A 12921-nucleotide genomic window follows, 5' to 3' on the forward strand; every position below is an offset into this window, starting at 1 on the left:
GGTTCCGAGAGCGGCCGATGATCCTGCCATGCTCCGTGACCTGCCGGTCATTCAATGCCGCCAAAGCGACATGCCGGCATGACGCTGACGCGCCATGCCGGAGTTCGTACTCTAGCGGCGGATACCCAGCCGCTCGATCAGCGTGCGATAGCGCTGCTCGTCGTTCTTCTTGACATAGTCGAGAAGGCGGCGGCGCAGCGAAACAAGCTTGAGCAGGCCACGACGGGAATGGTTGTCCTTGGCGTGGCTCTTGAAGTGCTCGGTCAGGTTGGTGATGCGTTCCGTCAGGATCGCAACCTGCACCTCGGGTGAGCCGGTATCGCCCGCCTTGGTGCTGAATTCCTGGATGAGCTCAGCCTTGCGTTCAGCTGTGATCGACATCGTTCATATCCTTTCATGTGGAGGATTTGGACGCCTCGGCCGGGATGTCGTCCAGGCGAGGCCATGTGCCAGGGCGCATGTGGCACCCTAGTCTGCGCGCGATATACGCAAATTCCGGCGCGATGGCCAGAGCTTTTCCCTATGCCTGCTGCTCGGACTGGCCATAGTCCGGATGCAGTGCTGCGAGCGGGATGTCGAACCGCCACTCGATGCCATCGTTATGGATTATGCGCTCGACGGCAGCACCAAGCGCGCCACCAACCATGTTGTTGAGCACGATACTGCCGAACCCGCGGCGTTCACCGATCTCCGGCGCATGCCCGGTAATCTCCCTCCAGACAAGGTGGAGCGTCTCATCCTCACTCTTCCAGCTGATCTCGAGGCGCCCGTTAATGTCGGAGAAGGCCCCATACTTCACAGCGTTCGTGGACAGTTCGTGGGTTGCCATGCCGAGGATTTGCGCTGCCTGCGCATTGAGCCGGATCGGATCTCCCTTGAGACACACCCGCTCGGTATCAGCCGGACCAAAGGGCGCTATCTGATGGGTTAACAATTCCTTGAGCTCGACGCCTGCGCGACCGTGAGTCAACAAAAGATCGGTGGACCGGGCGAGGCCCAGAATGCGCTTCTCGAAATTCTGGACATAATTCTGGACGTCGTCCTCGCCGCGCGCCGTCTGCTTGGCCATCGCGGCGATAACCGTCATCTGGTTCTTGGAACGGTGCGCAAGTTCGCGCATCAGGAAGCGTACTTCGCTTTCGGCGCTCTGGCGCTGTTGCGAGGCCTCGGCCAGAGCGGCTGAGATGTCGGCGATTTCCGTAATTGGATAGTCGCGCTGATGAACCAGTTCGCCGCGGCCCAGGCGCTTCGCGTCGCGGGCAAGCCCCCGCACGGAACTGCCAATGCTGCGCGAAATCCCATAAAGCGAGAGTATAACGATTGTGGCGAGGACGACACCTCCTGCGACAAGAGACAACATCGCCTCGAACAGCGGCCGATCGATGACGCGCGCCGGGGCGTATGAGACCAGCCGCCATCCCGTGAGGACAGAACGCTGCATCGCCACTTGGTAGGCGTCATTTTCGGTCTGTATGCGCTGCCAGCCGACCGAGAACGGCTGCTCCATGACGTCGAACGGCTCAAAGCTGTCGCCTGTCTGCCCGGCTCCGGCAGTCGCCGCGATGATCTTGCCCTGGTTATCGATGAGAACCGAATTCCAGCCATCGGGCAGCCGGTTAATGACCAGCGCGCGCCCGATATTCTCGGCGCGCTGATTGAGCGCCACCACCTTTTGCCCGCCGACCTCAAGCTCGACGGGCATCAGTATGTTGTAGACCCATCTTTGAGACACCGCCCCAAGCACGAGATCCGTGATCACGATGTCGTCGGTTTCGAGAGCCCGTTGCGCCGACCTTGGATCAGATGTCATGCCACCTGCCCCACCAAAGGGCACCAGCGTACTCAACAGAACAGTATTGTCCGTGTTGAGCACGAAGAGGTTTGCGTCCGTTTCAGCAAGAGCAAGACGGGTGCGGTTGTAAAAGCTCTCATACTCGCCCTGATCGAGCGCTGGCGTGCTCGCCAGCACCTTGAGCGTTGTGATGTTGGCGTTGAGCTCACGGTCTACAGCCTGGATAAGCGATCGCGTTGTCGCGGTGATCAGAATCTCTACCGTGTCTTCCTGACTGGCGTGGTTGCGCTGAATCAGGATTCCCGCAAAGAGAAACGACGGCATGATGGTCACAACCGCTAGAACCACCAGATAGGTAGCGATGGAACTGTGTCTCCAGTGCCGTTTCGAGAGGCGCTCTTTTTTAATCGCACTGGCCGGCATGTGATTGGGATGACCTCTGATTTGTCCGCGCCCGCAGCATAGACGCGGGGGCCGCAAGTGCCTAGCGTACAGTCGACATTGCGCACCCAGTGTGCCATGCCAAACACAAGTTTCGCCCCTTCATGACCAAGCAGGAGCGCCATATGCTCAGACTGATCGCCGGCGCGCTGATTGCTGCCATTCTGGCGTGCGCCCCGGTCGCCGCCCAGCAGGAAAATGCCATGGATGCGCCACGCGACGTCATCGCCGAACTGCTGGGGCAGGATTCGGTCAGTGCGGAGCGGTTCACCCCGGCGTTTCTGGAGCAGGTGCCGATCTCGCAGATCGAGGCGTTGCTGGCGCAGGTTCGCTCGACAATCGGCGCCACCGAATCGGTGATCCCGCGCGGAGACAGCTACGTCGTCAGGACCCGCACCCACACCATGCCCGTCGAGATCAGCCTGACGGCAGATGGCCGCATTTCACGGCTGTTATTCCGCCCGCCGGTTCAGCGAAATGCCTCGATCGCCGATATCGCCGCGCAGTTCGACGAACTCGAAGGCGCGGTTTCCTACCTGGTGCTGCGGGACGGAGAGGAGATGGCCAGTTCACGCGCAGACGATGCGCTCGCGGTCGGCTCAGCGTTCAAGCTCGGGGTGATTGGCGTCGCACAGCAGAGAGTTGCGGATGGCGCGCTTGGCTGGAGCGACGTGCTGAGGCTTGACGCGCGTCACGTATCCCTGCCCTCGGGCCTGCTGCAGACATTTCCCTCTGGAGCGCCGGTGACGGTGCACACAGCCTCTGCCCTGATGATTTCCATCAGCGACAACACTGCGACCGATCTGCTGATGGACGCGCTCGGACGTGAAGCCGTTGCCGAACAGTTGGGCATAGAGTTCGCACTGACCACCCGCGAGTTCTTCTTTTTAAAGGGCGATATCGAGATGCGCGAAGCGTATCTTGCTGCGGATACGGCAACGAAGGCAGAGATTGCGCAGCAGATGGCGGCGCGTGAACTGCCCGCGCTCAATCCGAACCTGCCGCTGCACGATGAGGGCGTCGAGTGGTATGTCTCGGCGCGGACGCTGTGCACGCTGATCGAAGATGTCGCCGATCTCGACGTCATGCAGATCAACCCCGGCGTTGCCGATCCCGCGCAATGGCAGAGCGTTGCCTACAAGGGGGGCAGCGAGACGGGGGTTCTCAACATGACGACGTATGCGGTGGGGCAGGATGGCAGCCGCAACTGCGTGGTTCTCACCATCAATGCGGCGCAGCCGATCCAGGCGACAACGCCGACCTCGATCTACGCCTCCATCCTCGCGGCGCTGTCGCCGCAGGATACCGACTGATTACAGGTTGAACACGCGCCGCGGCTGGAAGCGCCCAGCTTCCACCGCGCCGATTGCGACGACCTCGCCGGCAAAACTCGCCCAGGCTTCCTCGAGCATGACCGGCGCCCCGGCACCCATCAGCAGCACTGGATTGCCGTGACGGACCGCCGTAACCTGATCACCGTAAAGGCGCACTTCCGGCACGTCCGTCAGCGCGCTCGAAACTGTCTCCAGCATCGCATCGCGCTCCTCGCGGCTGGCCGCTTCGAGTTGATCCATAGTGACGGCGCGCGCCTCGCTGAACCCGCCGACTGCGGTCCGTCGCAGGCTCCCGACGTGACCGCGCGTTCCGAGATGTTCGGCAATGTCGCGTGCCAGAGCGCGCACATACGTGCCTTTGCCGCAATGCGCCTCGAGCACCGTCTCGGAATCGGAATGTGAGATCAGTTCAAGGCTGCTGATTTCAACGGTGCGCGCAGACAGCGCCACCTTTTCTCCGGCCCGCGCCAGATCGTAGGCGCGCTCGCCCGAAACCTTGATGGCGGAATAGACCGGCGGCACCTGGACGACATCGCCCGTAAACTGCGGCAGGATAGTCTCCAGCTGTTCGCGGGTGGCGCGATGATCGCTGGTCTCCAGCACCTCGCCTTCGGCGTCGTCGGTGGTGGTGCTCGTGCCCCAGGTGATGGCGAAGCGGTAGCACTTCTCGCCATCCTGAACGTTAGGCACAGCCTTGGTTGCCTCGCCGAGCGCAATCGGCAAGATGCCGGTGGCCAGCGGATCGAGGGTGCCTGCATGGCCGGCCTTGGCTGCGCCGAACAGCCAGCGCACCTTGCCGACCGCTTGCGTCGAGGTCATGTCGAACGGCTTGTCGAGGATCAGCCAGCCGGAGATCCTTCGCTTTTCACGCTTGCTCTGTGCCACTGGCTAGTCTTGGTCCTCATCGTCGCCCAGATCGCGCTGAACGCGTTCCGAGCGCAGCAACTCATCGATCCGGCTCGCTTCATCGAAAGTCGTGTCGACGAAAAACCTGACGTCCGGGGCGAATTTGAGGTTGAGCTGCGGGGCGATCCTGCCCCGAATGAACTTGCGATTGCGGTTCAACGCCTCGACAACCCGCTCGGCGTGCTGGCCACCGAGCGGCATGATGTAGGCGTTGGCCAGTTTCAGGTCGGGCGTCATGCGCACCTCGGGGACGGTGACGACGATGTCGCGCAGCGCCTCATCCTCCACCTCACCGCGCGCGAAAAGCGCTGCGAGTGCGTGCCGGACCAGTTCGCCTACCCTCAGCATGCGCTGGGACGGCCCCTTTTGCTTGGTATCCTTGCTCATCGGCTGCACTTAAGCGCTGGCGCTTCGAGCGTCAATCTCCAGCGAGCAGCAGTTGTACGCGACTTGCCAGTGCGTCCGCGCGCAACTCCACTGTCTCGGCTGAAACCGGCCAGGTGCTGATATTGCCCGGATCGAACGCCGGGCCCATCCACTCCTCGTAGACGACCGCAACCCCCTGATCCGACTGACGAAAGGTCATGATGACGATCTCACCGAGGCCAGCAAGGCTTGGCAGCCTGTCGGCGAACAGCCCGCAAACGAACCCGAGCGGAGCTAGAGTCTCGCCATCATCGGCGCTGAGCTGGAAGAACCCGGTCAGATCAGGCTGGCACAATTGCGCGTAGCTGAGCATGACGGTTCTGCGATACTCGCGAAGCGAACGTTGCGGTTCAAGGGTCAGGCGGGCTGCGAACAGCGCGACGATGTCCTGATCCTCGGTCTCCAGCGGGGAGACCTCAACCAGTGCCTGACGGGTATCGGCGGTAACCTTGACGTCGAACCGCTCGGTTATTGGCGCTTGTCCAGCTGACCACCATTGGGGGGCCGGCAGAACCAGCTGGTGGTCGAGGGCCGAAAACACCAGGTCGGATCCGACTTCGCTCAGCGGCGGAGACGGCACCTCCTGCGAAGATGCCGGCAATGCACTTACTGCCGCGATTAGTGCCAAACTCAGCGTCAGACGTCTCACACGCAACTCCCTGCCCGGCATTACCGGGCTGACGTCCTGATTTGGCAATCCCGCCAGGCGATGACAAGCCTCGTGCGAGCCCGTCTGCCGCTTCCGCCTCGCACTGGAGCAACAGGGCAACAGGTCTTGTGATCAGATGATGATCAGCACGATGGAGGCGGCGTAGAGCAGCAGAACGATGGTGCTCTCGAACCCGATATTGGCCGGGCCCGATTTCTGACGCCTGATCAGCCCCAAGAGCAGAACGGCCGTCATCAGAATAGCAATGAGCGCGGTCGTTCGGTGCTGGTTCGTCATTTCGGCGTAGATCGAGCCACCGTAAAAGACATCCGCGGCACTGAGGAACATCACCTCGAAGGCATTGCCGCCGATGACATCACCAACCGCCAGGCTGACGGCGCCGATGCGAACTGCAGCGATGGCGGTGACCAGCTCCGGTAGAGAATTGGCGACTGCGGCAAAGATCGTTCCGACTGCGGTCTCAGACAGCCCGGTATGATCGACGATCGCGATACTGGCTTCGCCGATTGCATATCCGGCGAGTGCGGTGATGCCGGCATAAAGCAGGAACCGAGACCACAGGGAAAGATCCGATTCATCGTCCCCGTCATCAGGTTTCGAGATCGCCTCGCGCGTTTCATCGGTTTCGACAGGCTCCCACATCGGTTGTTTCTGGATGCCTGACAATTGCCGCAGACCAAACAGATAGGCGATCGGGATCAGGATCGACACCGGATGAACATGCCACAGCGTAAATGCCGGCTGTGCCGAGGCGATGAGCGGCAGCGACAGGATCGCGACGAGCAGGACCCCTTGTGCCAGCCCCGTGGCGCTTGCCGCCGCATGTTCGAGATTGGCGCGCTTATAGAAAAGGTCGGCCAGAGCAACGAAGGCGGTTTGTGCTGTGAGGCCGCCCAGCGCATTGCCGATCGAGAGTTGCGCTGCGCCCTGGGCGGCCGTGGTGACCGAAGTTATCGCGCCCGGCAGAGAGGTCGCTGCGCCGAGAAAAAGGGCGCCCGCGACCACCTCGCCCATACCGGTGCGGTCGGCGAGGCGGTCAGCGAGCCCGGAAATCTTGAACCCTGCAAATGTTATGGCTGCAGCAGCCGCAATAAAAACCGCGATGCTGGCCCACAGCGAGAACTGCGAAATATCGACCATGCGTTGCCCCCAAAAATCCGCAACGCAATCACCCGCCAATGGACCAACCGGATAAACTCAGGTTAGGGCGTGACCATTCGTCCGCCTACCATCTGGCCTTCGGGCAACACCCGATGCGGCGGCTGATGCCCATCCATGAAGGTGCGGATATTGACGATGACCGTCTCGCCCATTTCGATCCGGGCTTCGAGCGTTGCCGATGCCATATGCCCGGTCAGCACCACCCGATCGGCATCGGCGAGCGCCAGCAGCCGTGGATCGATGCCCGCTTTGTGCTCGAAAACGTCGAGCGCCGCTCCGCCCAGCCGGCCGGATTCCAGCTCACCAACGAGCGCTGTCTCGTCGATCAGCTCGGGACGCGACACGTTGACGAGAAAGCTGCCATGGCGCATCCGCGCCAACCTTTGCGCGTTGAGCATCCTATGGGTTTCACGGGTCAGGGGCGTATGCAGGGAGACGATATCGACAGCCTCGAGCATGGCATCGAGCGAGTCCCAGTAGCGGGCGTTGAGGGGTTCCTCGATCGGTGGCGGGCGGCGGCTGCGGGAGAAGTAGTGGATCGACAAGCCGAAGGCGCGGGCGCGCTGCGCAACGGCCGTGCCGATCCGTCCCATGCCGACGATTCCGAGCGCCTTGCCGCGCAGCCGCGTGCCCAGCATGGAAGTCGGCGACCAGCCCGGCCAGTGCCGTTCGATCATCAGACGACGATTGTTCTCGATCAGCCGACGCGGCAGCGCCATGATCAGCGCCAGCGCCATGTCTGCCGTGTCTTCGGTGAGGACGCTCGGGGTGTTGGTGACAGTCAAACCGGCAGCCCAGGCGGCCTCGATATCGATGTTGTCGATGCCATTGCCGAACTGGGCGATCAGGCGCACCGTGCGGGGCAGACGCCCGATCAGATCGGCATCGAGCCGATCGGTGATCGTCGAGACCAGAACGTCCTTGTTTTCGAGACCGTGAAGAAGTTCATCACCGCTGAGCTGGATATCTTCGGCGTTGACATCCGTTTCGAACAGCGTCGCCATGCGGTCCTCCACGGAGGATGGCAGGCGCCTGGTGACGAGGACGCGCGGGCGAACACCGTTCATCGGCTCTGTCCCCGGCCGCATTCAGGCATTTCAAGCAAACTGGAGGGCATCATGCGGATCGGCTGCTGCCCCCTTCAGCCACCATTAAGGATCATGCATTAGTGATAGGTCAAAACCGACAAGTCTGCAAAGCCATGATCGCGATTGTGCGCCAAAAGCGCCGCACGTTTCACCTGACGATTGCCTGCCTGCTCACCTGCCTGATGGCGGTGACTATGCTCGTGTTTACGGTGCCCGTGAGTATCGCCCAGGACAATCCGAGCGGCCTGGCTTTGCCGCGATTCGCTTCGACCCGCTCGTCCCCGGTCAATGTTCGAGTCGGACCGGGCACGCAATACGACGTGGCCTGGATCTACGTCAAAGCCGGCATACCAGTCGAAATCATCCAGGAATTCGATACCTGGCGGCGCATCCGCGACGTCGATGGCGAAGACGGCTGGGTCCATCAGAACCTTCTGGTCGGCGACCGACGTGGCTATGTCGCCCCATGGGCTGTGGACACGCAGGTTCCCCTACGCAGCGGCCCGGACGCCAGTGCGACGACACGTGCAGTGCTGACATCCGGAATGCGGGTGCAGGTTTCCGAGTGTGACGGCACATGGTGCGCGGTCCGCGCAAGCAATAGCGGCGCATCAAGCGGCCCGACCACCTATTCAGGCTATGTCGAGCAGGACGAATTGTGGGGCGTCTATCAGTCGGAAGTGATCGAGTAGGTCAGGCGCGTTCCGCATCGGCGCGCTGGCGCGCCATACGCACATCGTCTGGCTGCTTCGGGCACGTTGCGCAGTATACGCCGGGCTCGATCAGGTAATCGAGGCAACAGCCTTTGCGGGCGATCACGAGCACCTCGTGGCCATTGTCGAGATGGATCGATTCGAGGTCGCCGTGCCCTGTCAGCTCCATGGCGGCGAGCCAATGGGCGCAGCGGGCGCGAATGTCATCCGGCGTCAGATCCGGCCGCCATCGCTGAAGTGAGGTCATCAGCCCCAGCATCCGGTCGGTCAGCAGCCGCAGGGCGGGAATCCGCTTCAACCGCGCGAGGGTGTTGGTTTCGGCGTACATGGTGTCGGCCAGTGCGCGGAGCTGGCGGCCCATAGTGTCGATCGCGCGCCATTCGTCTGTAACGGGGCTGATCTCTCCGGTGAGCCGATAGCCGCCGATATGTATACCCTGGCGGCGTTGCGCCATCTGCGAAAGATCCGGCAAGGCCGCAGCGGTGTGGAGCGCGATCACCGACAGGAATGCCGGCTGCCAGATCAGGTTCGTCCACACCCGGACCACCCATAGCGGCCAGCCTGCATCGGGATAGGTGCGGCCAAGATCGGTGTAGAGCTGGCGAAGCAGCGTGGAGTTGTCTGCACCCGGTCGATACCAGTCCTGCGGCCCCGTTCCGGCCACGCCATCGAAATATCCGGTCAACGCTCGCGCGTGCTGCGTCAGCGCGGCAGGCGTGTCGATAGCTGATGAATAATCCGACGGTCGAATGATCGCGTGCTGCATGCAATGCTGATAATTCAGGTCAGGATAAAACGCAAATCGCGCTGGTGTATCGCGGTTGACACGCACTTATGGTGTGCTACATATGTGGCACACTATAAAGGCAGGACACATGGACGATTTCCATGCCGGTCAACCGATCTTCATCCAAATCCGGCAAAGGCTCATCACGATGATACTCAGCAATGCGGTGGTGGAAGGCGATGCGTTACCCTCAGTGCGTCAGATTGCAGCAGACCTCTCGGTCAACCCGCTTACAGTGACGCGCGCCTACGATACGCTCGTGGACACTGGCGCAGTAGAAAAGCGTCGCGGGCTCGGCATGTTCGTCGCAGAGGGCGCGCGCGACATTCTTCTGGCGCAGGAGCGGCGAACGTTTCTTCAAGAGGAGTGGCCGCGAATTGCGGCTCGGATCGCAGCGCTGGAGCTCGACGCCGATACGCTGCTTGGCGCCATCACCGATGAAAAAGAGAAGGACCCCAGCGATGACCAGTGAAGCAGAGCCGATCATCACGGCGCGGGGGCTGCGCAAGAAGCTGGGTGGCCGGGAGATCCTTCACGGGCTCGATTTCGATATTCCCGCGGGACGAATCTACGGGCTCGTCGGACATAACGGTGCCGGCAAGACCACGACGCTCAATGCCATACTCGGACTGACCAGTTGCGAGGGCAGCATTCGGGTCCTCGGCGAAGATCCATTCGCGCGCCGGGCACAGTTGATGCGCAATGTCGCCTTTATTTCCGATGTCGCCAGCCTGCCCCGGTTCCTGCGCGTGCGCGAACTGCTGACATTGGTGGCGAACATTCACCCGAGTTTCGATCAGGCCAAGGCGCGGCAACTGCTCGAAGGCACCGACATTCGCATGCAGGCGCGCGTCAAGGAGTTGTCGAAGGGCATGGTGGCCCAGCTTCACCTGGCTGTTGTGATGGCGATCGATGCGAAGCTGCTGGTGCTGGACGAACCGACACTCGGGCTCGATATAACCTACCGAAAGCGGTTCTACCGCCGCCTTCTCGAAGACTACATGACGGAAGAGCGCACGCTGTTAATCACCACGCACCAGGTCGACGAGATCGAGTTCATGCTCTCCGACATCATGTTCATGCGGGACGGGGATCTGATCCTGCACATGCAGATGGAAGCAGTGAACGAGAAATTCTCGCAATTGCTGATCTCCGACGCGACGCAGAAAGAGCCTGCGCGGGCGCTTGGACCGGTGTTCGAAGAAACGCGGTTCGGACAGACGGTGATGGTGTTCGATGGCGTCGACCGACAGGCTCTGTCCGCCTTCGGGCAGGTTTCGACGCCCACGGTATCGGACCTTTTCGTTGCGCTGATGGAACGCCCGACATCGCCGCGAGGTGAAGCATGAAGTCGATGTTGGCATTGATCAAACGTGAATACATCGAGCACAGGGGCGCTTTCGTTATTGCGCCATTGATCCTCACGGCTCTGGTGTTCGGCGCCATCCTGCTCGGCTTCACAGTCGGGCGAGTCGACGTGCGCTTTTCGGGGAGCGTGTTTCAGCTGAGCCCGACACTCATCTATGAACGCGCCTTTCTGGTTCTCGGGTTTGCCTGGTCGCTCTATCTCGCCGGCGCCCTGTTCTTTTATGGCGCCGGGAGCTTTTCTGCCGACAGCCGAAACAATGCGATGCTGTTCTGGAAATCGATGCCGGTCAGCGACCTCAGGATCATGGTAGCCAAGTTCATCGCGGGGCTGACGGTGCTGCCGGCCAGCATACTCGGCTTTGCGCTGCTCAGCGGGCTTCTGGTCCTGACAGTGATGAGCGTGACCATGGCAATGACCGGGGCGGCCATCGGATCGGTCTTGCCGATGTTGCTTTCAGGCTTCGGCAAGGTGGCTGCCGCCCTCGCTTTGGCGATGGTAACGCAACTGCTCTGGTACCTGCCGGTCCTCGCCCTGGTCAGCGCCATGGCAACCCTTGTCGGGCGCTGGGCCGTTCCGGTCACTGCACTTGTCCCATTGATGGTCTCGATACTCGAGTGGGTGGCGTTTGGCGGGCTGAGCCCGTTCCACACCGCGAGCTGGGCCTATTTGTCCTCACGGCTCGAGACTCTGCTGCCCGAAAGCTATCTCGAGCAGTGGTTCATCGATGAAAGCGCAAGCTTCAGCCTTGGCCGCTTCACTTCGGAACTGCTGATGCAGATCGACTGGGCGCAGATGCTTGTCGGCTGGCTGCTTGCCGCGGTGCTTGTCTATGCAGCGAGTGAATATCGCCGACGTTACGTGCTGACCTGAGGCACTGCGAACCAAAAGGCGGTCACACCTTGACCGCCTTTTCGACCCGCCCGGCTTCGCCGAAAATCCTCAAATAGCGGGCGATCTCATCAGGGTCGCCCGTCGCCTTGCGAGGGTTGTCGGAGAGCTTTACCGCAGGGCGGCCATTGGCTGAGCTGACCTTGCATACCACCGAGATCGGATCGAGCTGCGGATTGGCATCCGGTGCGCATCCTTCGAAATCATTGGTCAGGTTGGTGCCCCAGCCAAATGCCATGCGGACCCGGCCGGAGAAATGGTTGTAGGCCTGCTCGATCATCTCGACATCGAGCGCATCGGAAAAGATCAGGATCTTGTCGCGCGGATCGCGGCCGCGCTCCTTCCAGAACTCGATGATGCGCTCGCCGCCCTCGATCGGCGGGGCGCTATCCGGTCGGAAGCCGGTCCAGTCCGCCACCCAGTCGGGTGCGTGGCGCAGAAATGACTCGGTGCCGAAAGAATCCGGCAGGACGATCAGCAAATTGCCGCCATAATAGCTGCGCCAGTCCTGCAGCACCCGGTACGGCGCCTCGCGCAGTTCCTCGTCCGAGCGCGCAAGCGCTGCGATCACCATCGGCAGTTCATGGGCATTGGTGCCGAGCGCCTCGAGATCGGTATCCATCGCCAGCTTGACGTTCGATGTGCCGGTGAAGTTGTCGCCGATGCCTTCCTTCAGTGCCTCGACGCACCAGCGCTGCCACAGAAACGAATGGCGACGTCGCGTGCCGAAATCGGAGATCCGCAGATCCGGAAGCTTTTGCAGCCGCTCGACCTTTTCCCACATATGCGCCTTGGCGCGGGCGTAGAGTACATCGAGGGTAAAGGGCCCATAGGCGCGCATCGCAGCACGCGAGCGCAACTCGTTGATGATGGCGAGCGCCGGAATCTCCCACATCGTGGTCTCGTACCACTTGCCGGCAAACTCCAGTTCGAATTGCCCGTCACGCTTCTCGAGCCGGTATTCGGGCAGTCGGAAGTCCTCGAGCCAACGCAGGAAGCCGGGCGAAAAGATCTGCTTCGAGCCGTAAAAGCTGTTGCCCGCGAGCCATATCTGTTCCTGCTTGGTGAAGCGCAATGTACGGGCATAATCAAGCTGGGCGCGCAGTTCGTCGATGTCGATCTCATCGGCCAGACGCACGGATTTGGTACGATTGATCACTGAGAATGTGACGTCGATATCCGGGTACAGCCCCCAGATCATCTGCAGCATCAAAAGCTTGTAGAAATCCGTGTCGAGCAGCGACCGCACGATCGGATCGAGCTTGAATGTGTGGTTGTAGACCCGGCGCGCCAGATCGGTATAGATCGCCATCAGCAGGCCCTCCACTCGCCACGCTTGTTAGCGC

Annotated in this window: 14 protein-coding genes; 5 read left to right on the forward strand and 9 right to left on the reverse strand. The window is 61.4% G+C overall.

Translation table 11 applies throughout. The annotated features are described in order from the left end of the window. Positions 1-111 precede the first annotated feature (111 nt). Positions 112-381, reverse strand: coding sequence for a 30S ribosomal protein S15 (gene rpsO, locus IE127_RS07575; protein ID WP_189424919.1), 270 nt, complete (start codon positions 379-381; stop codon positions 112-114). Positions 382-520: 139 nt separating this feature from the next. Then, the gene (locus tag IE127_RS07580) at positions 521-2116 is read right to left on the reverse strand and encodes a sensor histidine kinase (protein ID WP_189424921.1); all 1596 of its coding nucleotides are present in this window, start codon (positions 2114-2116) and stop codon (positions 521-523) included. A gap of 242 nt (positions 2117-2358) precedes the next feature. On the opposite strand from IE127_RS07580, the gene IE127_RS07585 reads away from it, so the two are divergent. Beyond that, positions 2359-3546, forward strand: coding sequence for a serine hydrolase (locus tag IE127_RS07585; protein WP_189424923.1), 1188 nt, complete (start codon positions 2359-2361; stop codon positions 3544-3546). On the opposite strand, the gene truB is transcribed toward IE127_RS07585, so the two are convergent. From truB to IE127_RS07610, 5 genes are all read right to left on the reverse strand, one after another. After that, complete coding sequence (gene truB, locus IE127_RS07590; RefSeq protein ID WP_189424925.1) at positions 3547-4452, reverse strand: tRNA pseudouridine(55) synthase TruB; 906 nt, start codon at positions 4450-4452, stop codon at positions 3547-3549. 3 nt (positions 4453-4455) lie between these two features. Next, positions 4456-4860: a 30S ribosome-binding factor RbfA gene (rbfA, locus tag IE127_RS07595; RefSeq protein ID WP_189424927.1), complete on the reverse strand. Its 405-nt coding sequence runs from the start codon at positions 4858-4860 to the stop codon at positions 4456-4458. 31 nt (positions 4861-4891) lie between these two features. Further along, positions 4892-5548, reverse strand: coding sequence for a hypothetical protein (locus tag IE127_RS07600; RefSeq protein WP_189424929.1), 657 nt, complete (start codon positions 5546-5548; stop codon positions 4892-4894). Positions 5549-5680: 132 nt separating this feature from the next. Further along, complete coding sequence (locus tag IE127_RS07605; protein ID WP_189424931.1) at positions 5681-6709, reverse strand: sodium:calcium antiporter; 1029 nt, start codon at positions 6707-6709, stop codon at positions 5681-5683. Positions 6710-6771: 62 nt separating this feature from the next. Further along, positions 6772-7797: a 2-hydroxyacid dehydrogenase gene (locus IE127_RS07610; RefSeq protein WP_189424933.1), complete on the reverse strand. Its 1026-nt coding sequence runs from the start codon at positions 7795-7797 to the stop codon at positions 6772-6774. A gap of 134 nt (positions 7798-7931) precedes the next feature. Between IE127_RS07610 and IE127_RS07615 the strand changes: the two genes are divergently transcribed. After that, complete coding sequence (locus tag IE127_RS07615) at positions 7932-8510, forward strand: SH3 domain-containing protein (protein WP_189424934.1); 579 nt, start codon at positions 7932-7934, stop codon at positions 8508-8510. A gap of 1 nt (position 8511) precedes the next feature. Here the strand turns inward: IE127_RS07615 and IE127_RS07620 are convergent, their stop codons facing one another. After that, positions 8512-9297 carry a siderophore ferric iron reductase gene (locus IE127_RS07620; protein ID WP_189424936.1) on the reverse strand — a complete coding sequence of 262 codons (786 nt, stop codon included), beginning with the start codon at positions 9295-9297 and terminating at the stop codon, positions 8512-8514. Positions 9298-9406: 109 nt separating this feature from the next. Here IE127_RS07620 and IE127_RS07625 point away from each other — a divergent pair, with 109 nt between their 5' ends. The 3 genes from IE127_RS07625 to IE127_RS07635 are packed head-to-tail and all read left to right on the forward strand — an operon-like array spanning position 9407 to position 11557. Continuing rightward, complete coding sequence (locus IE127_RS07625; protein ID WP_189424938.1) at positions 9407-9790, forward strand: GntR family transcriptional regulator; 384 nt, start codon at positions 9407-9409, stop codon at positions 9788-9790. Then, entirely contained in the window at positions 9780-10667 is an 888-nt protein-coding gene (locus IE127_RS07630) for an ABC transporter ATP-binding protein (RefSeq protein ID WP_189424940.1), read from the forward strand. The genes IE127_RS07625 and IE127_RS07630 overlap by 11 nt, the downstream gene beginning before the upstream one ends. Beyond that, positions 10664-11557 (forward strand): hypothetical protein, encoded by an 894-nt coding sequence (locus IE127_RS07635; RefSeq protein WP_189424942.1) that lies wholly within the window; start codon positions 10664-10666, stop codon positions 11555-11557. Before IE127_RS07630 ends, IE127_RS07635 begins: the two co-directional genes overlap by 4 nt. A gap of 22 nt (positions 11558-11579) precedes the next feature. Here the strand turns inward: IE127_RS07635 and pncB are convergent, their stop codons facing one another. After that, complete coding sequence (pncB, locus tag IE127_RS07640) at positions 11580-12887, reverse strand: nicotinate phosphoribosyltransferase (RefSeq protein WP_189424944.1); 1308 nt, start codon at positions 12885-12887, stop codon at positions 11580-11582. Positions 12888-12921 lie beyond the last annotated feature (34 nt).

Source organism: Devosia pacifica, from assembly GCF_014652635.1.
Taxonomy (GTDB): Bacteria; Pseudomonadota; Alphaproteobacteria; order Rhizobiales; family Devosiaceae; genus Devosia; species Devosia pacifica.